The 26,797-nt window shown below is 64.8% G+C and carries 26 protein-coding genes; 16 read left to right on the top strand and 10 right to left on the bottom strand.

Going from position 1 to position 26,797, the window contains the following annotated elements; all coding sequences use genetic code 11:
• Positions 1–8: 8 nt before the first annotated feature.
• The 8 genes from J2Y63_RS08895 to J2Y63_RS08860 form a co-directional block, all read right to left on the bottom strand.
• Positions 9–677 carry a cysteine hydrolase family protein gene (locus J2Y63_RS08895; RefSeq protein WP_435265770.1) on the bottom strand — a complete coding sequence of 223 codons (669 nt, stop codon included), beginning with the start codon at positions 675–677 and terminating at the stop codon, positions 9–11.
• Positions 674–1,702, bottom strand: a complete 1,029-nt coding sequence (locus tag J2Y63_RS08890) for a branched-chain amino acid ABC transporter permease (protein WP_435265769.1) — start codon at positions 1,700–1,702, stop codon at positions 674–676. The genes J2Y63_RS08895 and J2Y63_RS08890 overlap by 4 nt, the downstream gene beginning before the upstream one ends.
• Positions 1,703–1,714: 12 nt before the next feature.
• Positions 1,715–2,605, bottom strand: a complete 891-nt coding sequence (locus J2Y63_RS08885) for a branched-chain amino acid ABC transporter permease (RefSeq protein ID WP_435265768.1) — start codon at positions 2,603–2,605, stop codon at positions 1,715–1,717.
• A 3-nt stretch (positions 2,606–2,608) separates the two neighbouring features.
• Positions 2,609–3,316: an ABC transporter ATP-binding protein gene (locus J2Y63_RS08880; RefSeq protein WP_435265767.1), complete on the bottom strand. Its 708-nt coding sequence runs from the start codon at positions 3,314–3,316 to the stop codon at positions 2,609–2,611.
• Positions 3,309–4,043, bottom strand: a complete 735-nt coding sequence (locus J2Y63_RS08875) for an ABC transporter ATP-binding protein (RefSeq protein WP_435265766.1) — start codon at positions 4,041–4,043, stop codon at positions 3,309–3,311. Before J2Y63_RS08875 ends, J2Y63_RS08880 begins: the two co-directional genes overlap by 8 nt.
• A 54-nt stretch (positions 4,044–4,097) precedes the next feature.
• Positions 4,098–5,270, bottom strand: a complete 1,173-nt coding sequence (locus J2Y63_RS08870) for an ABC transporter substrate-binding protein (RefSeq protein WP_256116402.1) — start codon at positions 5,268–5,270, stop codon at positions 4,098–4,100.
• Between the two features lie 124 nt (positions 5,271–5,394).
• Positions 5,395–6,045: an isochorismatase family cysteine hydrolase gene (locus J2Y63_RS08865; protein WP_435265765.1), complete on the bottom strand. Its 651-nt coding sequence runs from the start codon at positions 6,043–6,045 to the stop codon at positions 5,395–5,397.
• Complete coding sequence (locus J2Y63_RS08860; RefSeq protein ID WP_435265764.1) at positions 6,035–6,850, bottom strand: N-formylglutamate amidohydrolase; 816 nt, start codon at positions 6,848–6,850, stop codon at positions 6,035–6,037. The genes J2Y63_RS08865 and J2Y63_RS08860 overlap by 11 nt, the downstream gene beginning before the upstream one ends.
• A 147-nt stretch (positions 6,851–6,997) precedes the next feature.
• On the opposite strand from J2Y63_RS08860, the gene J2Y63_RS08855 reads away from it, so the two are divergent.
• The 3 genes from J2Y63_RS08855 (at position 6,998) to J2Y63_RS08845 (ending at position 9,506) form a co-directional block, all read left to right on the top strand.
• A complete protein-coding gene (locus J2Y63_RS08855) occupies positions 6,998–7,894 on the top strand; it encodes a MurR/RpiR family transcriptional regulator (protein WP_256116407.1) in 897 nt (298 codons plus the stop codon).
• Positions 7,884–9,197 (top strand): glutamine synthetase, encoded by a 1,314-nt coding sequence (locus tag J2Y63_RS08850; protein WP_435265763.1) that lies wholly within the window; start codon positions 7,884–7,886, stop codon positions 9,195–9,197. Before J2Y63_RS08855 ends, J2Y63_RS08850 begins: the two co-directional genes overlap by 11 nt.
• 75 nt (positions 9,198–9,272) lie before the next feature.
• Entirely contained in the window at positions 9,273–9,506 is a 234-nt protein-coding gene (locus J2Y63_RS08845; RefSeq protein ID WP_435265762.1) for a DUF2171 domain-containing protein, read from the top strand.
• Positions 9,507–9,553: 47 nt separating this feature from the next.
• Here the strand turns inward: J2Y63_RS08845 and J2Y63_RS08840 are convergent, their stop codons facing one another.
• On the bottom strand, positions 9,554–10,315 hold the full coding sequence (locus tag J2Y63_RS08840) for a DeoR/GlpR family DNA-binding transcription regulator (protein WP_435265761.1): 762 nt from the start codon (positions 10,313–10,315) through the stop codon (positions 9,554–9,556).
• 233 nt (positions 10,316–10,548) lie between these two features.
• Here J2Y63_RS08840 and J2Y63_RS08835 point away from each other — a divergent pair, with 233 nt between their 5' ends.
• The 7 genes from J2Y63_RS08835 (at position 10,549) to dmeF (ending at position 19,327) form a co-directional block, all read left to right on the top strand.
• The gene (locus tag J2Y63_RS08835) at positions 10,549–11,514 is read left to right on the top strand and encodes an ABC transporter substrate-binding protein (protein WP_435265760.1); all 966 of its coding nucleotides are present in this window, start codon (positions 10,549–10,551) and stop codon (positions 11,512–11,514) included.
• Positions 11,515–11,612: 98 nt separating this feature from the next.
• On the top strand, positions 11,613–12,629 hold the full coding sequence (locus J2Y63_RS08830; RefSeq protein WP_435265759.1) for a quaternary amine ABC transporter ATP-binding protein: 1,017 nt from the start codon (positions 11,613–11,615) through the stop codon (positions 12,627–12,629).
• Positions 12,630–12,633: 4 nt separating this feature from the next.
• On the top strand, positions 12,634–14,664 hold the full coding sequence (locus tag J2Y63_RS08825; RefSeq protein ID WP_435265758.1) for an ABC transporter permease: 2,031 nt from the start codon (positions 12,634–12,636) through the stop codon (positions 14,662–14,664).
• Positions 14,664–15,575, top strand: coding sequence for a phosphotransferase (locus J2Y63_RS08820; protein WP_435265757.1), 912 nt, complete (start codon positions 14,664–14,666; stop codon positions 15,573–15,575). The genes J2Y63_RS08825 and J2Y63_RS08820 overlap by 1 nt, the downstream gene beginning before the upstream one ends.
• Positions 15,572–18,013 (top strand): GcvT family protein, encoded by a 2,442-nt coding sequence (locus tag J2Y63_RS08815; RefSeq protein WP_435265756.1) that lies wholly within the window; start codon positions 15,572–15,574, stop codon positions 18,011–18,013. Before J2Y63_RS08820 ends, J2Y63_RS08815 begins: the two co-directional genes overlap by 4 nt.
• An 87-nt stretch (positions 18,014–18,100) precedes the next feature.
• A complete protein-coding gene (locus tag J2Y63_RS08810) occupies positions 18,101–18,373 on the top strand; it encodes a metal/formaldehyde-sensitive transcriptional repressor (RefSeq protein WP_435265755.1) in 273 nt (90 codons plus the stop codon).
• A gap of 27 nt (positions 18,374–18,400) precedes the next feature.
• Entirely contained in the window at positions 18,401–19,327 is a 927-nt protein-coding gene (dmeF, locus tag J2Y63_RS08805; RefSeq protein ID WP_435265754.1) for a CDF family Co(II)/Ni(II) efflux transporter DmeF, read from the top strand.
• A 3-nt stretch (positions 19,328–19,330) separates the two neighbouring features.
• On the opposite strand, the gene J2Y63_RS08800 is transcribed toward dmeF, so the two are convergent.
• Entirely contained in the window at positions 19,331–19,972 is a 642-nt protein-coding gene (locus tag J2Y63_RS08800; protein ID WP_435265753.1) for a class I SAM-dependent DNA methyltransferase, read from the bottom strand.
• A gap of 80 nt (positions 19,973–20,052) precedes the next feature.
• Here J2Y63_RS08800 and J2Y63_RS08795 point away from each other — a divergent pair, with 80 nt between their 5' ends.
• The 6 genes from J2Y63_RS08795 to J2Y63_RS08770 all read left to right on the top strand — a co-directional run bounded on the left by J2Y63_RS08795 (position 20,053) and on the right by J2Y63_RS08770 (position 26,795).
• A complete protein-coding gene (locus J2Y63_RS08795; RefSeq protein WP_435265752.1) occupies positions 20,053–20,958 on the top strand; it encodes a phosphotransferase in 906 nt (301 codons plus the stop codon).
• Between the two features lie 203 nt (positions 20,959–21,161).
• The gene (locus J2Y63_RS08790; protein WP_256116423.1) at positions 21,162–22,190 is read left to right on the top strand and encodes a substrate-binding domain-containing protein; all 1,029 of its coding nucleotides are present in this window, start codon (positions 21,162–21,164) and stop codon (positions 22,188–22,190) included.
• A 65-nt stretch (positions 22,191–22,255) separates the two neighbouring features.
• Complete coding sequence (locus tag J2Y63_RS08785; protein ID WP_435265751.1) at positions 22,256–23,782, top strand: sugar ABC transporter ATP-binding protein; 1,527 nt, start codon at positions 22,256–22,258, stop codon at positions 23,780–23,782.
• Between the two features lie 22 nt (positions 23,783–23,804).
• Positions 23,805–24,794, top strand: a complete 990-nt coding sequence (locus J2Y63_RS08780) for an ABC transporter permease (RefSeq protein WP_435265750.1) — start codon at positions 23,805–23,807, stop codon at positions 24,792–24,794.
• Between the two features lies 1 nt (position 24,795).
• Positions 24,796–25,803 (top strand): sugar-binding transcriptional regulator, encoded by a 1,008-nt coding sequence (locus tag J2Y63_RS08775; protein ID WP_435265749.1) that lies wholly within the window; start codon positions 24,796–24,798, stop codon positions 25,801–25,803.
• Complete coding sequence (locus J2Y63_RS08770) at positions 25,800–26,795, top strand: aldo/keto reductase (protein ID WP_435265748.1); 996 nt, start codon at positions 25,800–25,802, stop codon at positions 26,793–26,795. Before J2Y63_RS08775 ends, J2Y63_RS08770 begins: the two co-directional genes overlap by 4 nt.
• Positions 26,796–26,797: the final 2 nt, after the last annotated feature.

Genomic DNA, 26,797 nt, shown 5'->3' with positions numbered 1-26,797 from the left:
TTCTTCGGCTATTTGAAAAAGGTGACGACCTCGTCGAGCTGGACGACATGGCAGTAGATCATGTTGATGATCTCCAGTTCCCGTTTGTGTAGCTCGTCCGTTGCCGCAGCACCGCAATCATCCACGACCACCACGCCAAAGCTCTCGTCGGCGAGGCTGCGCACGGTTGAGGAGACGCATTGGTCGGTGAAGATGCCGCAGCAGATGACGTCCTTGATGCCCATATTGGCAAGGATCAGGCGGAGATTGGTGCCGGTCAGCGCGCTGTCTGTCGTCTTGGTGATGACGATCTCGTCGGCGCGCGGCTCCAGTTCCGGCACGACCTGGCCCTCGGGAAGTTCCTTCGGCAGCAGCAGATAGTTGAAGCCGGGCTTCTTCTGGCTCAGCGACCGGTCGCGCCCATCCGGCTTCTGGCATGCGATGCGGGCGTAGATGACCTCCACCTTGCGCTTGCGGCATTCGTCGATCAGGCGCGCGGTGTTGGGGATCACCGTTCCGCGCATGCGGTCGTAGAACGGCTGCCACCGGGCGGTTTCCTCCGGCGTGTCCTTCGGGTCGAGATAGGTGTTCTGCATGTCGATGACGAGCAGCGCCGTCGTTTCCGGATCGAGCACGATGTCGTCCGGCTCTTCGGCGTTTGCGTAGTAGAAGGAGCGGTAGGCGGTCTTCCAGGTCATGGGGCGGTTTCCTTCTTGCGGCGGGCGCGGGTGAGGATGTGGCCGATCTCGCGGTTCGGGAAGAGACCGCCGGGTTTCAGGATCATCACGGCGATCATGGCGAGCGCCAGCACGATTTCGGTGAGGCCGATGACCTGGCCGGCGCCGAAAGAGGTGGCGTTGAGCGCGCCCTCGGTGCTGCGCAGGCCCTCATAGGCGACGGTGATCAGCACCGTGCCGGCGACGGCGCCCGTCACCGTGTTGGCCCCGCCGATCACCAGCATGGTGATGATCAGGAACGTCTCCTTGAGATAGAAGGCTTTTGGCGCGAAGGACGTGATGAAATGCCCCCACAGCGCGCCGCCGATGCCGGCGATGAAGGCGGCGAGGATGAAGGCGCGCCAGCGCAGATGGGGGATGTTGGCACCGAGGGCCGCGGCCGCCACCTCGTCCTCGCGGGAGGCGCGCAAGAGCTTGCCGGTGCGCGATTCCTTGAAGAGCAGGGCCACGATGATGACGATGCCGGCGACGATGGCGGCGATCGGCATGTCCGTGGTCTTCGGCAGGCCGAAGAGCGTGCGCGGGCCGTTGGTGAAGGCGCTCCAGTTGTTCATGACCGTATAGAGCACGACGAGCAGCGCAAAGGAGGTGATGACCGAGGCCGCATCCGAAAGCCGCATCAAGGGGTAGGCGACGACGGCCGCCACCGCCGCCGCCAGCACGCCGGCTGCCAGCATGGCAAGCTGCGGCGAGACTTCCACGACCTTCATGAACTCGTAGAGATCCGGCAGCGCCATGCCCTTCATCTGTGCCGGAATGGTGAGCACGGCGGAGGTGTAGGCGCCGAGCCCCATGAAGCCGATATGGGCGAAGGAGAGCAGGCCGGAATTGCCCATGAAGGTTTGCAGGCCGACGACGAGCACCAGCGAAATCAGCAGGTTGGTGGCGATGCGGTCGTAGAGGCGGATGCCAAGCAACTGGCTGCCGACGCCGATGACGAGGATGACGGCGATGAGGATGAGGGCGGTGAGATAGGAATGTTTCATGGGTTCCGCTCCTCAGGTCCGCTGGCCGCTTGCCGGACCCTTGATGAGGCCTTGCGGGCGCCAGAGCAGGATCAGGATGACGAGGCTGAAGGTGAAGGCGTCGCGGAATTTCAAAAGATCCTGCGACAGGGTGTAGTTGAGCGTCGTGTCGATCAGCGCCAGCAGGAAGCCGCCGGCGACGGCGCCCGGCAGGCTGCGCATGCCGCCGATGACGGTGGCGATGAAGGCGACGAGCAGCGGTTCCAGCCCGACGCCCGGCACGACCGTGCCGATACGGCCGATCCAGAGAATGCCGACGACGCCGGCCAGAAAGCCGGAGAGCGCGAAGGCCGACGAGATGATGAGGTTTGCTGGCACGCCCAGCATGCGGGCCATGGTGAAGTTGGTCGCTGCCGCGCGCATGGCGATGCCGAGCGTCGTCTTGCGCATCAGGAAGGCGACGGCGGCGAGCAGCACGATGGAGGCGGCAATCGTGATGAGGTTGCGCACCGGCGTGATCGCGCCACCGATCGTGACGGTCTGCGAGAAGATTTCCGGCAGGGGCACGTTGCGCGGGCGTGGCGAGATGAAGAGCAGGGCGGCGTTCTGCAAAAGGTTGGAGAAGGCGAAGGAGGTGATCAGCACCGCCGTTACCGATTTCGCGCGCACCGGGCGGAACGCGACGTAGTCGGTGAGGATGCCGAAGACGATCGCCATGGCAACGGCGAGCACCGCCATGATGATCCACGGCAGGCCGGAGCCGCTGGCGAGGAACATGGTGTAGCCGGCGACCATGATGAGTTCGCCATAGGCGAAGTTCACTAGCCGCAGGATGCCGTAGACGATGACGAGGCCGAGCGCCATCAGGGCGTAGGCGCCGCCGAGGCTGAGCACATCGATGGTGAACTGGATCGCGAAAGCCATGGGTCAGCCTCCCAGATAATGCGCGCTGAGATCGCTCGTCGCGCGAATCTCGTCGGCCGTGCCGGATGTGACGATCGCGCCGAGCCGCATGACATAGGCGCGGTCGGCGACGGCGAGCGCCTGGTTCACGTTCTGCTCGACGAGCAGGATGGTGAGGCCGGATTTTTTCAGCGTCTCGATCATTTCGAAGATGCGCTCGACGATCGCCGGCGCGAGGCCGAGCGAGGGTTCGTCGAGCAGCAGCACGGTGGGGCGCGACATCAGCGCGCGGGCGATGACCAGCATCTGTTGCTCGCCGCCGGAGAGCGTGCCGGCCGGTTGTTGGGACCGTTCGGCAAGGCGCGGGAACAGAGTGTGCAGGCGCTCAAGGTTCTCGCGGTTACCGGCCTGGTCGCGGCGGTGGATATAGGCGCCGAGCATGAGGTTTTCGGCGACCGTCAGGTCGGGGAAGACGTCGCGGGTTTCCGGCACGGTGGCGAGGCCGGCGCGCACCACCTGTTCGGGGCTTGCCGCCGTGATATCCTTGCCTTCGAGCATGATCGAACCACCCGACGCCTTCAGCGCACCGGCGATGCATTTGATGGTCGAGGATTTGCCCGCGCCATTGGCGCCGAGCAGGCTGACCAGCTCGCCCTTGCCGACGGTGAAGCTGATGCCGCGCACCGCGCGGATCGTGCCGTAGCTGACGGAGAGGTCGCTTATATCAAGCATGGACCGCTCCCTTGCCGAGATAGGCCTCGATGACGGCCGGGTGGCTGCGCACATGGGCAGCGTCCCCTTCCGCGATGGTGCGGCCGGAGGCGAGCACGTGCAGCCGGTGGCAGAGGCGCATGATCAGGCCCATGTCGTGGTCGATGATGAGAAGGCCGAGGCCGCGTTTCTTCGGCAGGTCGGAAAGCGTATGCAGCAGGGTCTCGGTCTCGGCGTCGTTCATGCCGGCCGCCGGTTCGTCGAGCAGCAGGAAACGCGGCTCGGCGGCGAGCGCGCGGGCGATCTCGACGCGCCGCTTGTCGCCGTAGCTGAGGCTTTCGCCCAGCTCGTCGGCCTTTGCCGCAAGGCCGAGTTCCGCAAGCAGGTTTTTCGCCCGTTCCGTGGCGGTCGCGCGGGAGGCGTCCTTCGCGAGCGCTGCGGCCTCGACATTTTCCAGCACCGTCATCGTGTTGAACAGCCGGACGATCTGGAACGAGCGGCTGACGCCTTGCAGCGCGATTTCGCGCGGCGAGAGGCCCGAGAGCCTGGTGCCGCCGGAGGTGATCGTTCCGCCTGCCAGTTTCACCTGGCCGGTAATGGCATTGATGAGCGTCGTCTTGCCGGAGCCGTTCGGCCCGATGAGGCCGACGACCTCGCCGGTCGAGACGGAGAGGGACACATGGTCGAGGGCGCGAAGGCCGGTGAATTCCACCGACACGTCGTTTACCGCGAGGCGCGTTTCAGACATGGCTTTCCCGATAGTAATGGGCCGGCCACAACGCCGGCCCGCAGGCAGGGGCGATCAGGGCTTCGGCAGGGATTCCGGCTTGCGCCATCCGACGAAGGTCGGCTTGCCGCCCTTGAGCTCGATGAGGGCCGCCGCCTTGTTCGGCACGTGGCCTTCCTCGTTGGTGCCGTAGTCGAGATCACCGGTCAGAAGCTTGAACTGGCCGTCTTCCAGCGCCTTGGCAACCGCTGCACCATCGGTCGAGCCGGCCGCCTTGATCGCCTGGGCGATCATCATGATCGTGTCCCAGCCGGTCGAGACGAAGGAGGTATCCGGGTCCTTGCCGAACATTTCCTTGTAGAGGCCGATGAACTTCTCCATTTCCGGATCGGCTCCCGCGCCCATCCAGGTATGCGTGACGAAATAGACGTCGTTGCCGAACTTTTCGCCGAGCGCCTGGTGCATGGCCGGGTCGTCATAGGCATCGCCGCCGAGGATCGGCGCATCGTAGCCGACTTCGCGCAGCGCCCGGATGATCACGCCGATATCCGTGCCGTAGGACGAGACGAAGATCACGTCCGGCTTCTTGCCGAGCGCCTGGAGACGCGCGAGCTGGGCGGAAAAGTTGTTGTCGCCGTTCGTGTAGGTATCTTCGAGGATGACCTCGCCGCCATCCGCCTTGAACTGCTCGACGAAATATTTCGACAGCGACTTGGTGTAGGCGATGAACTGGTCGGTGACGACATAGGCCGTCTTCCAGCCCTTTTCCTTGAAGGCGAAGTCGGCGGCCGTCGCCCCCATCGTGGTGTTCCACATGGAGAGCGTGAACTGCTTGTCGCCGAGCGACCAGGAGGAATAGAGCGGGTCGGAGGCGCAGGTCGAGATGCCGACGAGGCCGGCCGATTGCGCCTCGCGGCTGGCCGGCGAGCCGAAATCGAAGTCGCACGGCGCGACGATGACCTGGGCGCCCTTGTCGATCAATTCGACGGCGACATTGCCGACCGTCACCGGATCGGACTTGCCGTCGATGTTGATGAACTCGATCTGCTTGCCGAGCACGCCGCCATTGTCGTTCAGGAATTTCACGGCGACCTGCGCGCCGTTATAGCCGGGCGTGTCGAGCGGGGCCTGGATGCCCGTCATCGACAGCGCGCCGCCGATCACGATCTTGTCGTCGGCGGCAAGGGCCGCGGTGGAGGCCAGCGCGAAACTCGTCGCCGCCAGAAGCAGTCTGGAAGTCTTCATCATGGTCGTTCCCCTTTTGTGGTGCCTTTTCGGCAGTGAATGGATCGGCGGTCCGGCCTTTTTGTTTTGTTCTGCGGCCCGCCCTGGAATGCTCCTTGTGTCCGTCCCGTCGGTTCTGTTTGCGGGCTTACTGCCCGATTTCGTTCAGCAGCGCGTCGGTCGAGATCTGCCGGCAATAGCCCTTGATCGTGCGCAGCGAATTGTCGTGGCGCTCCTGCGAATAGGTGCCGCAGGCATCTGGCACGAGCGTCACGAGATAGTTGAGGTCGCAGGCGTCGCGCACGGCCGATTCCACGCACTGGTCGGTCAGCAGTCCACAAAGCACAAGTTGTTTGACGCCGAGATTGCGCAGCACATAGTCGATATGCGTGGAGACGAAGACGCTGGACGAGCTCTTCGGGAAGACGATCTCGTCTTCGAGCGGCGCCAGTTCGTCGATCACCTTGCCATCGGACGAGCCCTTCGGCACGTTGAAGCCGGTGATCTTGTAGTCGAGGCCGCGGTCGCGGCCGTCCTTGGTGAGGCTCTCGATAGTGGTGTGCAGCACCTCGATTCCGGCCTTGCGGAAGCCCGCCAGCAGGCGCTGCATGTTCGGGATCGCCACCTCGTGGATGCGCTTGAAATAATAGCCGTACTGGCCCGCAATATCCGCGTCGGAAACGTCCTTGAACTCGCCGCCGTCGCGCCGCACGGAAAAATTCTGCACGTCGATGAAGAGGATGGCGGAGGCGGCCGGATCGAGCGGCACGTCGCGGGTGGTCAGATGGTCAGCGGCCATCGGTGGGTCCTTCGAGGGTTTCTGCCGCGAGAAGCAGGGGGCCGGCCAGCCGGTCGGCCCATTCCTGCTGCCCGCGGGCGTCGTTGATGAGGTCGTTGCGCACTTCGAGAAGCACATGCGGAATGCCGCGCCGTTCGCCGTGCACGGGGATCGTGTAATCGGAGATGTCGTCGACGTGATAGGGCGCGTTGAGCTTGACGGTGACGTCCGGATTGGCGGCGTGGAAGGTTTCAGCCAGCCGTTCGGCAAGGCGCGCATCGTGATTGTAGAGCAGGCCCAGTTCGAAATCCCGCACCGCGCCGGTGGCGCGCATCAACGGCGTGAAACTGTGCACCGAGACCAGGAGAAGCGGCTTGCCGCTCGCCTGCCGCTGGTCGAGCGCCACCGCGATCGCCTCGTGCAGCGGCTGGTGGATTTCCACATAGCGGCGCTGGCGTTCCTTGTCGGTCACCTCGGCATTGACCGGCACGACCGTGCCGTCGCTGGTCGTGACGATGCAGTCCTTCGCCTCGAAGGGCCGGTTGCAGTCGATCACGAGCCGGCTGTAGCGTTGCAGGATGAGCGCCGCATCGAGCCGTTCGGAGAGCGCGCGGGCGACCCCTTCCGCACCGACGTCATAGGCGATGTGGCGGTCCATTTCCTCGGCGGCAATGCCGAGATCGCCAAGGGCTGCCGGAACCGCACGGCCGGCATGCTCGCAGGTGAGGAAAATCGCCGATCGCCCCGTGGAATTGATCCATTCCACGGGATCGGGGTCTCCCGCCTGCAGCAATCTCGTCGTGTCGCGGTCTGCGAACCTCAGCATGAAATGGGATCCGTCTTGGAGCCCGAGGCGCGGGCTTCTATGAGGAGCAGTCAAAGAAATTTTCCGATCATAGTCAATCGAATTTTTCCATTTGACTAATTTTTTTCAAGGCGCGAATATTCGTTTCAGCAAAGGGAACGAACGCCAATGAGCGATGGTAAGTCGTCGACGACGATCCGCACGAGAATCCGCGATGCCGCAGCGCAGCTCACCGCCAGCGAGCGCAAGATCGCCAATGCCATCCTCGCCGACTACCCGTTCACCGGGCTTGAGAGCATTCAGGAGCTGGCGGCGAAGACCGGCGTCAGCGCGCCCTCCATCACCCGCTTCGTCAGCAAGATCGGCTGCGGCGGCTTCCAGGACCTGCAACGCCAGCTCATCACCGAGCTGAAGGAAGGGCAGCGCTCGCCGCTCGACCTGAAGTCCAGCCAGAAGCCGGTCGGCCATTCGGAATTCCTGTCGGAATATGTCGCGCGCGTCTCGGCCGTCATGCAGGAAATGACGGCGACGGTGTCGCAGGCGCAGTTCGACATTCTCGCCGACCTGCTTGCTGACCCGTCGCGCAACATCTTCCTGCTCGGCGGCCGCGTCAGCGACAATGTCGCCTCGTTCCTGTCGATCCACCTGCGCCAGATCCGCAGCGGCATTTACCATATGGCCGACAACCCGGAAATGTGGCCGGAGCACGTGCTGCGCATGCGCAAGAAGGACGTGGTTCTGCTGTTCGATTTCCGGCGTTACCAGCTCAGCCTCTCGCGCCTTGCCGAGACGATCGCGGAAAAACGCGGCGCGACCATCGTCGTCGTCACCGACAAGTGGATGTCGCCGGCCGCCCGCAGCGCCGATCATATCGTTGCGCTGCCGATCGATGCCGGCACGGCCTGGGATACGGTGGCCGCCGCCATGGCACTCGTCGAGGCGCTCATCGTGCGCGTCTCCGAGGCCGATTGGGAAGCGACGCAGAAACGCATCAAGGATTGGGACGGCATCCGCTTTTCGATGCCGGGTTATGACCAGATCAACGGGGACGCAGATGAAACGTGAGGAAATGATGGTCGCCTGCTGCGGCGACCTTTCGGGCAAGGTGCGTGGCAAGGCCTTTCCGCTGGCGCAGATGGAAAAACGCCTGAAACGCGGCGTCGGCTGGACGCCGACCAATGTGCAGATCACCTGCTTCGACAATATTGCCGAAAGCCCCTTCGGCTCGCTTGGAGACCTCGTGCTCATCCCTGACGCTGCGACGAGCGTCAGCATCGAGAGCGAGGAGGGGGCACCGAACGAGAACTTCGTCATCGGCAACATCCGCTATACCGACGGCCGGCCGTGGGAATTCTGCACGCGCTCGATCCTCGAAGCCGCCCTTGAACGGCTGGAGAGGGTGGCGGGCGTCACGCTCTACGGCGCCTTCGAGCACGAATTCCAGATCAAGCACCTCGTCTCCGAGGTCGGCAAGGCCTTCACGCTCGGCGGGTTCCAGGAGGAGCGGCATTTCTGCGAGGCGATCGTCGCCGCCATGCGCGCGGCCGGTGTGACGCCCGATACGATCCTCAAGGAATTCGGCGCCGGCCAGTTCGAGGTGACGATGGGGCCGCAGAAGGGCGTCACCGTCGCCGACCATTCGCTGATCACCCGCGAACTCGTCCAGCTCGTCGCCCGCGAACTCGGCTACGACCCAACCTTCACGCCGATCCGCGACCCGGCCGGTGTCGGCAACGGCGTGCATGTGCATATCAGCATGCTGGATTCCGCCGGCAATCCTGTGACCCACGACCCGAACGGCAAACACGAGCTCTCCGACGTCGCTGGAAAATTCGTCGCAGGCATCCTGAAATATCTCGACTCGATCATCGCCATCACCGCGCCGAGCGTCGTGTCCTACCTGCGGCTCACCCCGCACCGCTGGAGTGCGGCCTTCAACAATCTCGGTTTCCGCGATCGCGAAGCGTCCGTGCGTATCTGCCCGGTCTCCGACATCAGCGATATCGCGCGTGCCGCCCAGTTCAACTTCGAATTCCGTGCCGCCGACGGCGCGGCAAACCCGCACCTGGCGCTCGCGGCGATCGTGCACGCCGGCGTGCAGGGCATCGAGGAGGGGCTGGCGGTGCCGGAGGCGACGCAGGAGGACCTGTCGCTGTTGAATGTCGAGGGGCTCGCCGCCCGCGGCTACGTGCGCCTGCCGCAGACGCTCGAAGCAGCGCTCCAGCGTTTCCGGGGCAATGCGACGGTGTGCGGCTGGTTCCCGGAAGGTTTTGCCGACGTCTACGTCAAGCACAAGGAGGGCGAGATCGCCTATCTCGCCGGCAAGACGCAGGCCGAGATCTGCGCCGCTTATGAGGCCGCCTACTAGCACCGCGGGCGCGGGAACCACGCGAGGGTCCCCGCGTTTCTTCCGGGTGACGTTTCACCTGAAAGGAGAAGTCCCATGGTCGCTGCAAGCGAAATCCGTGAACATATGGAAGTCCGGGCCGCCGATGGCGGTCACATCGGCACCGTCGACCATATGGAGGGCGAAAGCCGCATCAAGCTCACCAAGAGCGATTCGAAGGATGGCCGGCATCACCTGATCCCTCTCGACTGGGTCGATCATGTCGATGCGCATGTGCACCTGAACAAAGACGTCGAGGAAGTCGAGCGGCAATGGTCGACGATGAACTGACGTGACATCGAGCGGTCCGGCGGGTTTCCTGCCGGGCCGCTTTGCCTTCAGCGTGCCAGGACGACGTTGACACCGGCCGCCTTCAGCGACGAAGACACGTCGCGCGGCGGGGCCTTGTCGGTGAAGAGGTCGGTCAGCGCGCTGAACTCGCACACCCGCACCAGCCCCTGCCGGCCGAATTTCGTGTGGTCGGTTACGACGATCGCGCGCTTTCCGCGCGACACCACGGCGCGGGCGAATTCCGCTTCCTCTAGATCGTAGTCCATCACACCGATCCCGGCATCGATCGCGCCTGTGGAAATCACCGCATGGCCGACGGTGAAATGACTAATGAATTCGATCGCCGAGACGCCGAAGGCGGCCCCGTTGTCGCTGCGCAGCTCGCCGCCGGCCATGTAGACGCGGTTGTCGTTGACCGTCGAAAGCGTTCGGGCGATGTCGGAGGAGTTGGTGACGACGGTCAGCCGCCGGTGGCCAAGCAGCTCGCGGGCGAGATAGCTCGTCGTCGTGCCCGTATCGAGCATGATCGAATCACCGTCGCGGATCGTTGCGGCCATGGCGATGGCGATCGCCTTTTTCGCCTCGCTGTTTTCGCGCATGCGCTTTTCGAAGGGCGCTTCGCCCACCACGGAGGGCAGCGCCACCGCGCCGTGCATCTTCAGCACGGTGCCGTTGGTCGTCAGCGGCTTGATGTCCCGCCGCACGGTTTCCAGCGAAACCTCGAGTTTCTTTGCGAGATCGGCGATCGTCACCGTGCCGTCCTGCTGGAGCAGGCGGAGAATGTCGTTGTGGCGCTTGGAGTGGTTCATCGTCGTCGTGTCCGCATGCGTTCTCCTGCTTCATAATCCTAGACGGATCATCTGGCAAGAAAGCCGCAAAAGCAGGCATAAAGACATAAAAAGCCACAGTGCAGGATTGACAGGCGCTTTCATCCCGCGTGAGATTGGCGGCGTGCATGGGTCGACAGATACAAAAGTACGGGGAACGGCCTCCTGCGCACGCAGAACAGCATCGACTTCAAAGTGCGACCGGGAGATCACGCATGTTTCAACCTATTCGCCTGTCAGGAATGCTTGCCGCGACGCTCTGCCTGTCCGCGGCCCTCACCATGGCGCCCGCAAGCGCCCAGGAATCCACCGATCCCATCAAGCTCACGCTGCATGACTGGACCGGCCAGCTCATCACCACGGAGATCATGGGCGAGGTGCTGAAGAAGGCCGGCTATTCCGTCGAATATGTCCAGGCCGACTATCTCGCGCAATTCGCGGGCCTGGAGACCGGCGACCTGCATGTCGCCATGGAAATGTGGGAAACCACCGGCCGCGACGCGATGGACGCCGCAACGGCCACCGGCAAGGTCGAGAATTTCGGCGAGACCGGTATGCAGGCCAAGGAAGAGTGGTGGTATCCGGAATACATGAAGGAGAAATGCCCCGGCCTGCCGAACTGGGAAGCGCTGAAGAGCGAAGCCTGCGCCGAGGCCTTCTCCATTCCGGAAACCGCGCCGAAAGGCCGGTATCTGGGCGGCCCTGTCACCTGGGGCGGTTTTGACGACGAGCGTGTCGAGGCGCTGGACCTGCCCTTCGAGGTGATCCATGCCGGCACCGACGCCGCGCTCTTTGCCGAGCTCGAAAGCGCCTACCAGCGTCAGGCGCCGATCCTGCTGTGGATCTACGCCCCGCATTGGGCGCCGGCAAAATACAAGGGCGAATGGGTGGAGTTCCCGCCCTATTCGAAGGAATGCTACACGGACCCGGCCGTCGGCGTGAACTCGGACGCCGCCTATGACTGCGGCAAGCCCTTCGGGCCGATCTGGAAGGTCGGCTGGTCGGGCGTCAAGGACAAGTGGCCGGGCGCCTACGCGGCCATCAAGGCGTTCAACATCAACAATGACGAGATGGGCGCGATGATCACCAAGGTGGACCTCGACGGCAAGAAGGTCTCGGAGGTGGTCGCCGAATGGATGGCGGCCAACGAGCCGCGCTGGTCCGGCTGGATCAAGAAGTAGAAGCGCCAGGCCCGGCTCCCGCCAGCAGGGGGCCGGGTCGTTTCCTTGAGCGTGCGGCCCCGGAAGGGCTGCGTTTCGATTACGCGACCGGAATGACGATGGCTTCTCACGAACCGAAACTTGTCTGCCGCGGTGTCTGGAAGATTTTTGGCGCCGGCGGCAAATCCCTGATCGGCACGGCCGGGCGGCCGACGAGCGCGGACCTGCGTGCGGCCGGCGCCGTCGGCGCGGTGCGCGACGTCAATATCGAGGTCCGCGAGGGCGAGATCTTCGTCATCATGGGCCTGTCGGGCTCGGGCAAGTCGACGCTGGTGCGCTGCCTGTCGCGCCTCATCGAGCCGACCTCCGGCGACATCCTCTTCAACGGCGAGAACCTGCTGGCGGCCAGCGAAGCGCGGATGATCGAAATCCGCCGCCACCAGATGGGCATGGTGTTCCAGCATTTTGCGCTGCTGCCGCACCTGACAGTGCTGGCGAATGTCGCCTTTCCCCTGGAAATCCAGGGCATCGAGCGGGCCGCGCGCGAGGAGCGGGCGCGGCGCATGATCGACCTCGTCGGCCTTGCCGGCAAGGAGACCGCCTTCCCACGCGAACTTTCCGGCGGCCAGCAGCAGCGGGTCGGCATTGCCCGATCGCTCGCCGTGGAACCGGAGCTCTGGTTCCTCGACGAGCCGTTTTCCGCGCTCGACCCGCTGATCCGCCGGGAAATGCAGGATGAATTCCTGCGCCTGCAATCGGTCCTGAAGAAGACCATTGTCTTCATCACCCATGATTTCGACGAGGCGATCCGGCTTGCCGATCGCATCGCCATCATGAAGGATGGCGAGATCGTGCAGGCCGGCACGCCGGAAGACCTCGTGCTGAACCCGGCCACACCCTATGTGGCGGAGTTCACGCGCAGCGTCGCGAGGGCCAAGGTCGTCAAGGTGGGCTCGCTGATGCGGCCGCTCAACGGCGTGCTGCCGCCGGCCTCCATCCGCGCCGCCGCACCCATCGCAGAGGCGGCGCCGCTCTTTTCCGCCGGCAACGAGGCGCTGGCCGTGCTGGACGGTGCGGGAAAACCCGTCGGCCTCATCGACCGCACCGCGGTCGTCGACGTGATGATGCGGGGTTGACGGCATGAGCGCCTCCTTCCCTTTCCTTCAGCCCGTCTCCGAACCGATCCCGGAAACTCCCTCCATCGCAACGGCGCGGACGCGCTGGCTGTGGCCGGCGGCGCTCGCGGTCTTCGTCCTCTTCTGGCAGTTCGGCGACGGGTTGGCGAAATGGGCCTTCTCCTACCCGCGTGCCCTGGAAATCCCGGCCGCGCGCTGGATCGGCAAGGCGACGAAATGGCTGCTGGACGAGGCGAGTTTCGGGCTCTTCACCTTCACGGACCTCACCCGGTTCGTCGCCGAGATCATCGACCTGCCCTACCGGGTCGCGCTGGGCCTGCTCTCGACGGGGCTGCTCTCGGGGCAGGGGTCGAGCGCGGTGCAGCAGGTGCCGCCGCTCTCGTGGCTCGCGGTGCTCGCCATCGTCGCGCTGATCGGCCATCACGCCGGGGGTGTGCGGCTGGCCACCCTCGTCACCGCCTGCTTCGGCTTCCTAGTGCTCTTCGGCCAGTGGACGAGCGCCATGGTGACGCTCGCCTCTATCGTCGTCGCCGTGCCGATCGGCGTCGTGGTCGGCCTACTGCTCGGCCTTGCCGCCTGGCGCTGGCCGGTTTTCGAGCGAGTGCTGGTGCCGGTGCTCGATCTCATGCAGACGATCCCGGTCTTCGCCTATCTGGTGCCGGTGCTCGTCTTCTTCGGCTTTGGCCCGACATCGGCGATCGTCGCGACGCTGATCTACGCACTGCCGCCGATGGCGCGCGTCACCATCCTCGCCATGCGTTCGGTGCCGTCCGAAATCCGCGACCTCGGCAACATGGTCGGCTGCAGCCGGCGGCAGATGACTTGGAAGATCATGGTGCCGTCCGCCAAGGACAGCCTGATGGTCGGCGTCAACCAGGTCATCATGCTCTCGCTCAACATGGTCATCATCGCCTCGATGATCGGTGCCGGCGGCCTCGGTTTCGACGTGCTCGCCGCCCTTCGACGCCTCGATATCGGCGCCGGGCTGGAGGCGGGCCTTGCCATCGTCGCGCTCGCAGTGGCGCTCGACCGGCTGAGCCAGGCCTATGCGGAAAAGGCGGAAAAACCGGCGGCCGGCATCGCGGCAGGGAGCGGCTTCGTCTCCCGCCAGCCCTATCTCGTCGCAGCACTCGCGATCGTCGTCGTGACCTTCGTTGCGGGCCTTGCCGTGCCCGCGCTTCAATCCTTCCCCGAAGCCTGGCAGGTTTCCACCGGCACCTTCTGGTCCGAGGTCGTGCGCTGGATCAACATCAACTTCTTCGACGCGCTGGAGGCGATCCGCAACGTCATCCTGCTGAACCTGCTGGTCCCGCTGAAACGGCTGCTCGCCGACCTGCCCTGGGCCGGCGTCGTCGCGCTATTGGCTTTGGCGGGCTATCGGCTGGGCGGGCTGCGCCTCGCCCTGCTGGTCGGCGTGCTGGCCTTCCTGATCGCGGCGACGGGCCAGTGGGAAAAGGCGACGGTCACCGTCTATCTCTGCGGCGTCTCCGTCGTCTTCGCCTGCCTGATCGGCGTGCCGCTCGGCATTCTTGCGGCCGAGCGCGACCGGCTCTGGCGCTGGCTGCAACTCGTCATCGATACGCTGCAGACGCTGCCCTCCTTCGTCTATCTCATGCCGGTCGTCATGCTGTTTCGCGTCGGCGATTTCACCGCGATGATCGCCGTCGTCGCCTATGCCGTCGTGCCGGCGATCCGCTACACGGTGCTCGGCCTGCACCGGGTCGATCCGCGCGTGGTGGAAGCCGGCCGTGCCATGGGCTGCACGCCGCGCCAGATCCTCACCAAGATCAAGCTGAAGCTGGCGCTGCCGGAAATCCTGCTTGGTCTCAACCAGACCATCATGTTCGCGCTCTCCATGCTGGTCATCACCGCGCTGGTCGGCACGCGTGATCTCGGGCAGGAGGTCTATATCGCGCTCACCAAGGCCGATACCGGCCGCGGCATCGTCGCCGGCCTCTCCATCGCCTTCATCGCCATCATCGCCGACCGGCTGATTTCCGCCGGCGCCAACAGCATCCGCGAGAGGGTGAGCTGATGGAGGGACATATCGAGATCAGCCGCGCCGTCGAAGACCGCATCCGCGCTCTGCCCTGCTGGGCGGGGCGCATCGAGATCGCGCCGCTGAAGGGCGGCATCAGCAACGAGAGCTATCTTGTGAGCGACGGAGCAGGGCGCCATGTCGTGCGCTTCGGCCGGGATTATCCCTTTCACCACGTTTTTCGCGAGCGGGAACTGATGACGGCGCGGGCCGCCCATGCCGCCGGCTTCGGCCCGGAGGTGCGCTATGCCGAGCCGGGCCTCATGGTCTCGGCCTTTCTCGGTGCAAAGACGTTTGGCGCAGAAGACGTGGCCGCTGAACGCCGGCGCGTGGCGGAGCTGCTGCGCCACTTCCACACCGAGATGCCGGCGGAGATCAGCGGTGCCGCCTTCCTCTTCTGGCCCTTCCATGTGGTGCGCGACTATGCCCGCACGCTAAAGGAAGGCGGTAGCCGCATGAAGCCGCATCTGCCCGGTTACCTCGCGCTCGCCGAGGAGCTGGAGGCGGCCCAAGTGCCCTTGCCGATCGTCTTCGGCCACAACGACCTCCTGCCGACGAATATCCTCGATGATGGCGACCGGCTCTGGCTGATCGATTTCGAATATGCCGGTTTCTCCACCGCCATGTTCGACCTCGCCGGCGCCACCTCCAATGCCGGACTTTCGCCCGATGAGGCCGAGGATTTCCTCGATACCTATTTCGGCGGCGCGCCGGACCCCGCGATCCGGCGCTCGCATGCCGCCATGCAATGCGCCTCGCTTTTGCGCGAGGCGATGTGGAGCATGGTCTCCGAACTCCATCTCACCGCGCCGGGCGCCGACTATGTCGGCTACACGGCGGACAATCTCGATCGCCTCGACAGGGCACTCGACCACTACAGAACAAAATACGGGAAACACACCAAATGACCCTGCCATCCCATGCTGAGATCGTTGTCATCGGCGGCGGCATCATCGGCTGCTCGACGGCCTATCATCTCGCCCGCGACCACAAGGCGGATGTGATCCTTCTGGAGCAGGGCACGCTGACCTCCGGCTCCACCTGGCATGCGGCGGGCCTCGTCGGCCAGCTTCGCTCCTCGGCGTCGATCACCCGCGTGCTGAAATATTCCGTCGATCTCTACAAGGGCCTCGAAGCCGAGACGGGCCTTGCCACCGGCTGGAAGATGACGGGCTGCCTGCGCCTTGCCACCAACCAGGACCGCTGGACCGAATTCCGCCGCCTCGCCACGACGGCAAAGAGTTTCGGCATGGACATGCACCTGCTGACGCCGCAGGAGGTGAAGACCATGTGGCCGCTCATGGAGGTCGGCGACCTCGTCGGCGCAAGCTGGCTGCCGACGGACGGGCAGGCGAGCCCCTCCGACATTACCCAGTCGCTTGCCCGGGGTGCGCGCATGCACGGCGCGAAGATCGTCGAGAACGTGCGCGTGACAGGCTTCGATATCGAGGACGGTCGTATCCGCCGCGTGCGCACGACGCTCGGCGATATTGCCTGCGAAAAGGTCGTCAACTGCGCCGGCCAATGGGCGCGGCAGGTGGGGGCCATGGCGGGCATCAACGTGCCGCTCCAGCCGCTCAAGCACCAATATATCATCACCGAAAAGGTACCGGGGCTCGCCACCGACGCCCCGACGATCCGCGATCCCGACCGCCGAACCTATTTCAAGGAGGAGGTCGGCGGGCTGGTGATGGGCGGCTACGAGCCGAACCCGCAGCCCTGGACCACCGGCGACGTGCCGGACGACTTTGCCTACCGGCTCTTCGACGACGATTTCGACCATTTCGAGCAGCATATGGAGCAGGCGATCGCCCGCGTGCCGGCCTTGGAAAGGGTTGGCGTCAAGCAGATGATCAACGGCCCGGAGAGCTTTACGCCGGACGGCAACTTCATTCTCGGCGTGGCGCCGGAATGCAAGAACATGTTCGTCGGCGCCGGCTTCAACGCCTTCGGCATCGCGTCGGGCGGCGGGGCGGGCTGGGTGCTGGCGCAATGGGTCGTCGACGGTGAGGCGCCGCTCGATCTCTGGGTGGTCGATATCCGCCGTTTTTCCGGCATGCACCGCGATCGCCAATGGGTGCTCGACCGCACGCTGGAGGCCTATGGCAAACATTATACGATCGGCTTCCCGCATGAGGAATATGAAAGCGGCCGCCCGCGCGTCGTCTCGCCGCTCTATGAGCGGCTGAAGGCGCATGGCGCGGTGTTCGGCTCCAAGCTCGGCTGGGAGCGGCCGAACTGGTTCGCACCGAAGGGCGCCGAGCCGAAGGACATCTACTCGATGAGCCGGCAGAACTGGTTTTCCGCCGTCGGCGACGAACACCGCCATGTGCGCGAGGCCGTCGGCATCTTCGACCAGTCCTCCTTCGCCAAATACGAGATGACGGGGCCGGATGCGCTGAAGGCGCTCGACTGGATCTGCGCCAACGATGTCGGCAAGCCGGTCGGGCGGCTCACCTATACGCAGCTTCTCAACACCCGCGGCGGCATCGAGGCGGACCTGACGGTGGCGCGGCTTGCCGACGAGACATTCTACGTGGTCACCGGCACGGGTTTCCGCACCCATGATCTCGGCTGGATCGAGGACCATATCCCCGACGATCTCGACGTGACGCTGCGCGACGTCACGGAGGATTTCGGCACGCTCTCGCTGATGGGGCCGAAGGCGCGCGATGTGCTCGCTGCCGTCACGGATGCCGACGTCTCCAATGCCGGCTTCCCCTTCGGCCATGTGCGGGAGATCGAGATCGCCGGCCATGTCGTGCGGGCGCTCCGTGTCACCTATGTCGGCGAACTCGGCTGGGAGCTGCATGTGCCGATCGATGCCATCGGCACCGTCTTCGACGCGCTGATGGCGGCGGGCGCTCCCTTCCATATCCGCCCTGTCGGCTACCGCGCGCTGGAATCGCTGCGCCTCGAAAAGGGCTATCGCGCCTGGGGTTCCGATATCACGCCGAACGATACGCCGCTCGATGCCGGCCTCGGCTGGGCGGTGAAGCTGCGCAAGAACACCGACTTCCTCGGCCGCCGCGCGCTGGAGGCCCTGCAGGGCGAAAAGCGCAAGAAGGCGCTCGCCGGCTTCACGGTCGACAACCCGGACGTCGTGCTCGTCGGCCGCGAGACGATCCTGCGCAACGGCGAGCCCGTCGGCTACCTCACCAGCGGCGGCTACGGCTACACGCTCGGCAAGAATGTCGGCTACGGCTATGTGCGCCGCGCCGAGGGCGTGGACGACGATTTTTTGACGGGCGGCGATTATGAGCTCGTCGTCGCCATGGAGCGCACGCCGGCAAAAATCCATCTCGAACCGCTCTACGATCCGGCGGCCGTGCGCGTGAAAGCCTGAGCGCACGGCCCGGGAAGGCCGCCGGGCCTTTCTTTACCGTGGAATTTATAGTATAGGGGGGTATACTATAAGGCCGAAGGTGACGACGTGAGCCATACCATCCAGCAGAAGGACAAGCTGATCGCCCGCGTGCGCCGCATCCGCGGCCAGCTCGATGGCATCGAGCGGGCGCTGGAGGGGGAAGCGGGCTGCGGGGAGATCATGCGCCAGCTCGCGTCCGTGCGCGGTGCGCTCGGCGGGCTGACGGCCGAGGTGATGGAGGATCATCTGCGCCACCATGTCATCGCCGCCGAAACCAAGGCGGACTGTCTTCAGGGCGGCGAAGAGCTGATCGAGGTCATCCGGACCTATCTGAAATAGCGCCGCCCGTAACGAAAGGGGCAAACCATGGCCACGCATGACCATGTCTTTCTCGGTTCCGATCACAGCCGCAACGAACGCAAGGTCTGGCTCGTCATCGCGCTGACGGCGAGCATGATGGTGGCGGAGATCGTCGCCGGCACGTTCTACGGCTCGATGGCGCTGGTGGCGGATGGCTGGCACATGTCCACCCATGCCGGCGCCATGCTGATCGCGGCGCTTGCCTATGCCTATGCCCGCCGCCATGCGCGCGATCCGCGTTTCACCTTCGGTACGGGGAAACTCGGCGATCTCGCGGGGTTCGCCAGCGCCATCGTGCTGGCGCTGATCGCGCTGCTCATCGGCTGGGAAAGTTTCGTGCGCCTCGCCAATCCGGTCGCGATCGGCTTCGAACAGGCGATCGCCGTTGCCGTCGCCGGGCTTGCCGTCAACCTCGTCAGCGCCTGGCTGCTGCGGGACGATCACGCCCACCACCATGGCCCCGACCATGAGCATCACCATCACCATCACCATCACCATCATGAACACCACGCGCAGGACAACAACCTGCGCGCCGCCTATCTGCATGTGCTCGCCGATGCGCTGACCTCGATCCTCGCCATCGTCGCGCTGCTGCTCGGGCGCAGCTATGGCTGGCGCTGGGCCGATCCGCTGATGGGCATCGTCGGCGCGCTGGTCATCGTGCGCTGGTCGTGGAGCCTGATCCGCGAGACGGGCGGGGTGCTGATCGATGCGGCGCCGGAAGGGGCGGGGCTCGCCGACGAGATTCGCGCAACGCTGGAGCGCGGCGAGGAGCACATCACCGACCTGCATGTCTGGCAGGTCGGCCCCGGCCATCACGCCGCCATCGTCGCGCTTTCCTCGCCGCATCCCAAGGCGCCGTCCGACTACAAGGCGCAGCTTGCCCATCTCGACGCGCTGTCGCACGTCACCGTCGAGGTCCAGCCGGCCTAACTCTCAGGCGTGGCGCAGCACTTTCAGCACCACGCCCCGGCTCGGCACGGTGCCGGTCTCGCCGGGCATGGAGACGTAGGGCGTAGTTTCCTCCGCCCGCAGCAGAATGCCCTGCCGCTCCAGCTCGGCCAGCCGGTCGGCAAAGCCGTCGTTCCAGAGCGTGTTCTTCACCGTCAGCACGATGATGCCGCCCGGCTGCGTGATGCGGAGAAGCTCCGGCAGGCCTTCCACGCCGACATGGCCGGACGTGAAAACGCCGGCCGAGATGACGCCGGCGAAATGCCTGTCCGGGAAGGGCAGGGGGTTGCCCAGCGCGGCGCGGTGCAGGGCGGCATAGACGTTCTTCGCCGCCGCCCGCGCCAGCATGCCTTCGGAAATGTCGAGGCCTTCGACATGGGCATAGCCGAGGATCGACAGCCATTCTCCGATGAGCCCGGTGCCCGCACCCGCATCCAGCAGCGGTGCGGCACCGCGCGGCAGGTGGCGCGCGAGGAGGCCGAGGCAGATCGACGGGTGGCGATAGCCGGCGCTCGCCATGTCGGCGTCGTAGGTCTCGGCCCAGCGGTCGTAGAGGGCCGCCACCTCTTCCGTGCCGCTTGCATTGTAGACTGCACCGAGTGCACCCTCATGATGTCCGTTTGCCATGGCCTTCCCTCGTGTTTTGATGATGATAGCGAAAGGGCGAAATCTGTGGAACCGTCATCATCGGCCAAAAGGAGGTGTTCATGAACGAAGAGCAGCAGGCGATGGAGGCGATTGCAGGAATCCCGCTCCTGAAAGGCTATGACGGCCCTATCGAACGGCTCGGCGGCCTCACCAATCTCGTCTTCCGCGCCGGCGAATGGTGCCTGCGCGTGCCCGGCAAGGGCACGGAGGAATATATCGACCGCGGCAACGAGGCGATCGCGGCGAAGGAGGCGGCGCGCGTCGGCGTCGGCCCGGAGGTTTTTCACGCGGATCCGGCGACCGGGCTGATGGTCACCCGCTTCATTCCCGGCGCGACGACGATGACGCCCGAAGGCTTCAAGGCTGTCTCCGGCGCTCCGGCCCGCGCCGGTGAGGCCTTCCGGCGCCTGCATGACAGCGTCGCCGTCTTCCCGGCGCGTTTCGAGCTCTTCGCGATGATCGACGACTACCTCGCCGTGCTCTCCACCAAGGACGTCGCCCTGCCGGACGGTTATCACGAGGGGTTGCGCGAGGCCGAGACCGTGCGCGCGGCGCTCGCCGCCCATGCGCTGCCCGTCGTCGCCTGCCATTGCGATCCGCTCTGCGAGAATTTCCTCGATACGGGGGAGCGCATGTGGATCGTCGACTGGGAATATTCCGGCATGAACGATCCGATGTGGGACCTCGGCGATCTCTCCGTCGAGGCGGAATTCACCGGCGCCCAGGAGGAGGAGATGATCCGCGCCTATTTCGGCGGCGAGCCGAAGCCTGCCGAACGCGGCCGCATCGTCATCTACAAGGCGATGTGCGACCTGCTCTGGACGCTCTGGGGCCTCATCCAGCTCGCCAACGGGAATCCGGCGGCCGATTTCCGCGCCTATGCGGACGGGCGGTTTGCCCGCTGCCGCGCGCTGATGGCCGATCCGGTCTTTACCGCCTCCGTGGCCGCGGTCGCGAAGGGCTGAAAGATATTTCACCTTGCGGGCTTGATTTCAGAGTATAATCCTGAAATATATTTCAGATCATGAATTATATTGACAGGGGCCGCGTCATGCGGTTACCTGCCCATACCGGACTTCGAGGAGGAAATCCGGATTTCAACGCGATCATCGGCGTCGTTTCGGCGCCAACGGGTTTTTGGGAGGGGTCTTTGCCCCGAGGAGGACACTTGCGCACTTTTCTGAGCACGACCGCGATGGCGGTCCTCGCAGCAACGCTTTTTGCCGGTTCCGCGGCGGCCGAGACGGAAAACCCGTTCCGCTGCAAGCCGGGCGAAAAATACGTCATGAACGTCATGGTCTCGGGCGTCGAATACTGGTTCCCGGTCTATGAAATGTTCAAGCAGGCCGGCCAGCAGCTCGGCTGCGAGACGGAATATACCGGCACGCCCGAATATGACGTCAACAAGCAGATCGCCACCTTCGACCAGGCGCTCGCACAGAACCCGGCCGGCATTCTCGTGCATCCGATGAATTCCGATCCGTTCATCGAGCCGATCAACCGCGCCATCGACCAAGGCACGGCGGTCGTCACGTTTGCAGCCGACTCGCCGCTCTCCAAGCGCGTGTCCTTCATCACCTCGGACAACACCCGCGAAGGCACCTATGCCGCCGACGCGATCGCCGAGAAGCTGGGCGGCAAGGGCGAATATGCGGTGCTGGAAAATCCGGGCCAGGACAACCACGACAAGCGCATCGCCGCCTTCATCGCCCGCATGGAAGAGAAGTGGCCGGACATGAAGCTGGTCGGCCGCGCCGCCTCCAACCAGGACCCGACGAAGGCGTATCAGGGCCTGTCGAGCCTCATCCAGGCCAACCCGAACCTCGGCGCCGTCTTCATGCCGGAAGCCAATTCGGCCATCGGCGCGGCGCAGGCCAACAAGGAAGCGGGCGGCAAGGTCCTCGTCATGTGCGCGGACGTCAACGCCAACATCCTCGACATGATCAAGGCCGGCGAAGTCTTCGGCTCGATCAACCCGAACCAGGGCATGCAGGGCTATATGGGCTTCATGCTGCTGTGGCTCGCCAAGCATCCGGAACTGATCGACCCGATGAATGACGCCAAGCGCTCGGGCTTCAACCCGATGAGCATCCCGGTCGTCGACAACGGCCTGTCGATCGTGACCGCCGAAAATGCCGATGACTTTTATTGGGACAAGTACCTGAAGCGTCGCGGCACCAAGGGCATCGAGGAGTAAGCTCCCAAGCGAACGCCATCCGCGCCCTGCGGCGCGGATGGATTTTGGGGAGAGGGAGGAAGACGATGGCGGAGCCGGTGCTCACCATTCACGGCGTGACCAAGCATTTCGGGGCGGTGAAGGCGTTGACTGACGTCGATTTCAGGCTCGAACGCGGCGAGGTCCATGCGCTCTGCGGCGAAAACGGCGCCGGCAAGTCGACGCTGATGAACATCATCGCCGGCGTGCTGCAGCCGACCGAAGGCGAGATCCGCGTCGATGGCAAGGCCGTGCGCATCGCATCCCCCGCCGCCGCCCAGTCGCTCGGCATCGGCCTGGTTCATCAGGAAATCGCGCTCTGCCCGGATGCGACGGTGGCCGAAAACATGTTCATGGCAGCGACCAACCGCCGCCGGACACCCTTCATGAATTACCGCGCGCTGGAACGCGACGCGCAGGCCGTGATGAATCGTCTTGCCGACATCGATGTCCGTCGCAAAGTCGCAGACCTGCCGATTTCCAGCCAGCAGCTCGTCGAGATCGCCAAGGCGCTGACGCTCGACTGCCGCGTGCTGATCCTCGATGAGCCCACCGCCGCCTTGACCGAAACCGAGGCGCAGCAGCTTTTCTCGATCATCCGCGACCTCAAGGCGAACGGCATCTCGATCATCTATATCAGCCACCGCATGGCCGAGATCTTCAGCCTCTGCGACCGGGTCACCGTCTTCCGCGACGGCCGCTATGTCTGCACCGACCGCATTGTCGACGTGACGCCGGACGACGTGGTGCGCCGCATGGTCGGGCGCGAGATCACGCAGCTCTATCCAGACAAGCTCGGCGCGGACGAGGCATCCGGCACCACCATCCTTGAAGTGGACCGCATCGGCGACGATGCGCGCTTCCAGGATGTCAGCTTCAAATTACGCAGGGGCGAAATCCTCGGCATCGGCGGCCTCATCGGCTCCGGCCGCACGGAAATCGCCGAGGGCATCTGCGGGCTGCGGCCGCGCACGGAAGGCACGGTACGCCTGCATGGCGACACGCAGAAGATCAAATCCTATTCGGATGCCGTGAAGGCGGGCATCGTATATCTGTCCGAGGACCGCAAAGGCTCCGGCGTCTTTCTCGAACTGTCCATTGCGCAGAACATTTCCGTGCTGGACCTGAAGGCGCTGACCAACCCCGCCGGCATGCTGAAACGCCGTGCGGAGACTGCATTGGCGGAGGATTTTGCCAAGCGGCTCGGCGTGCGCATGAGCGGCGTCGATGCGCCGGTCAAGTCGCTCTCCGGCGGCAACCAGCAGAAAGTGGCGATCGCCAAGCAGCTTGCGGTCAAGCCGAAGGTCATCCTGATGGACGAGCCGACGCGCGGTATCGATGTCGGCGCGAAGACGGAAATTCACCGCCTGCTGCGTGATCTTGCGCGCTCGGGCATCGGCATCATCGTCATATCTTCGGAAATGCCGGAGCTGCTCGGGCTTTGCGACCGCGTGCTCGTGGTGCGCGAAGGCCGCATCGCGGGCGAACTCGGCGCGGACGAGATGACGGAGGAGGCTGTGATCCGACTGGCCTCGGGCATGGGCACGGCAAAGGCGGCGAACCATGCCGCGTGAGAAGAAACTGGGAGAGACGGGAATGGCAATCGACACGATGGCGGCAGGCGCACCGAAGACATCGTCCTTCAAGCGCTTCGGCACGATGCGCGAGGCCGGGCTGATCGCGATCATCCTCGCGCTCTGCGTGATCATGAGCTTCGCCTCGCCGCACTTCCTGACGCTCGGCAACTTCCGCGCCATGCTGATGAGCTTTTCGGTCGAAGGCATCGTCGTCGTCGGTATGACGATCCTCTTGATCGTCGGCGGCATCGACCTTGCGGTCGGCTCCGTCGTCTGCTTCGCGATGGTGCTCTCCGGCTCGCTGTTCCTCGCCGGGCTCGACCCTTGGACGGCCTCGCTGGTCGGCATTCTCGCGAGCAGCGCCATCGGCGGCACCATGGGCTTCTTCGTGACGGTCGTTGGCCTCAACCACTTCATCACGTCTCTGGCAGCGATGGTTATCGTGCGCGGCCTCTGCCTCATCATCACCAAGGGCACCCCGCTGTCGCTCTTCACGCTGCCGGCCGGCTTCAAGGCGGTGGGGCAGGGCACCTTCTACGGCGTTCCCTATGTCATCCTGATCTTCGTCGCCGTCGTCGTGCTGTTCGATTTCCTGCTGCGCCGGGCGACGGCCTTCCGCAAGGTCTTCTACACCGGTAGCAACGAGAAGGCGGCGCTCTATTCCGGCATCAAGACCAACCAGGTGAAGTTCTGGGTGACGGTGCTGTGCTCCACGCTCGCCGGTGTTGCAGGCGTCATCTACATGTCCCGCTTCGGGGCAGCGACCCCCACCTTCGGCGCCGGGATGGAGCTGAACATCATAGCGGCGGCGGTCATCGGCGGGGCCTCGCTCAACGGCGGCTCGGGCACCATTCTCGGCGCCATCCTTGGCATCGCGCTGCTCTCGGTCGTCACCTCGTCGCTGATCCTGCTCAATGTCTCGGTCTACTGGCAGGACATGATCAAGGGCTGCATCCTGCTCGCCGCCGTCTCCATCGACCATTTCATGCACAAGCGGAAGGCCGCCTGACATGCCGATCGCCAAGCTGAAACCCAAGACCACGGCGCCACGCGAAGAAATCGTCATCGCCCGCCAGATGCACCAGGCGCTCGTGCTGCACTTCCTCGAAGGCCTGACGCAGGCGCAGATCGCCGACCAGCTCGGCCTGTCGCACGCCACCGTCAACCGCCTCATCAAGCGCGGCCGCCAGCTCGGCCTCGTCGAAATCAAGATCAAGTCGCCGGTCGAGCCCTTGGTCGACATGGAAGAACGGCTTCTGGCGCTCGGCGGCATCAGCCGCGCCGTCGTGGTGCCCACGGTCTCCGACAATCCGCAGACAGCACTTCAGGCGGTCGGCGAGGCGGCGGCCCGGCTGCTGCTCGAAGAGATCGCCGATGGCGACACGATCTGCATCACCGGCGGCAAGGGCGTCAGCGCCGTCGTCGCCGGCCTCCAGGCACCGCGCCGCTTCGATGTCGAGGTCATTCCCAGCACGGGCTGCGTGCAGGGCAAACACTATACCGACGTCAACCACGTCTCGACGATGATGGCCGATCGGCTCGGCGGGCGCTCCTACCAGATCCACGCGCCGCTCTTTGCCGATGATGCCGAGCAGCGGGAAATGCTGATCAACATGCGCTCCGTCGCCGATGTGTTTCAGCGGGCACGCGAGGCGAAGGTGGCCGTGGTCGGCATCGGCTCGATCCTCACGGACGATTCGAGCTACTACGACCTGCACCCGTCCTCCAGCACCGACCGTGCGGCTATCGAGCGCTCGGGCGCGAGCTGCGAACTGCTCGCCCATCTGCTCGATGATCACGGCCGGGTCTGCGACTACAGCCTCAACCGCTCGCTGGTCTCGCTGACACTCAAGGAATTCGCCTCGATCCCGACGAAGATCGGCGTCGCGAGCGGCCCGAACAAGGCCGGGCCGATTCTCAGCGTGCTGCGCGGCAATCATCTCGACACGCTCGTCACCGACGAGGCGACCGGCGCACGCATTCTCGACATGGCATCCCAGGAAGGATTTTCCGCATGAGCGGTGAACAATTGACCCGTGACATCGGACGCTCTGGCGTCAAGGCCTCCGCCGTCGGCCTCGGCACCTGGGCGATCGGCGGCTGGATGTGGGGCGGCACGGACGAGGCGGAATCGATCGCCGCCATCCAGGCCTCGCTCGATGCCGGCGTAACACTTATCGACACGGCGCCCGCCTATGGCCTTGGCCGCTCGGAAGAGATCGTCGGCAAGGCGTTGGCCGGCCGCCGCGACAAGGCGGTGATCGCCACGAAATGTGGCCTCGTCTGGCACACACAGAAGGGCAACCACTTCTTCGACCAGGACGGCAAGCCGGTGCACCGTTATCTCGGCCGGGATGGGATCATCCATGAGGTCGAGGAAAGCCTGCGCCGGCTCGGCACCGACTATATCGACCTCTACATTACCCACTGGCAGGACCCGACGACGCCGATCGAAGAGACGGTCGCGGCGCTGGAGGAACTGAAAAAGGCCGGGAAGATCCGCGCGATCGGCGCGAGCAACGTCAACCGCTCGGAACTCGAACAGTATATTGCTACCGGGTCGCTCGATGCGATCCAGGAGCGGTTCAGCATGATCGATCGCGAGATCGAGGCGGACCTGCTGCCGCTCACTATCAAAAGCGGCGTGTCGACGCTCAGCTATTCCTCGCTGGCGCTCGGCCTGCTGTCGGGCACGATTGGCCCGGACCGGGTGTTTGCCGGCGACGACCAGCGTAAGGACAATCCGCGCTTCTCCGTCGCCAATCGCCAGAAGGCCAAGGACTTTTCCGAGGCGATCCGGCCGGTCGCGGAGCGCCACGGCGCCAGCATCGCGCAGGCGGTGATCGCCTGGACGCTGGCGCAGGAGGGCGTGACCTTCGCGCTCTGCGGCGCGCGAAACCCGGCGCAGGCGCTCGACAATGCGCGGGCCGGAACACTCCGGCTTTCGGGTGACGATCTTGCGGCCATCAACGCCGCCATATCGGCGCAACTCGCCACCATGGACGGATAACG

The sequence above is a fragment of the Shinella sp. BE166 genome, assembly GCF_051201095.1.
Lineage (GTDB): Bacteria > Pseudomonadota > Alphaproteobacteria > Rhizobiales > Rhizobiaceae > Shinella > Shinella lacus.
This window is presented reverse-complemented; position numbering and strand designations above follow the sequence as displayed.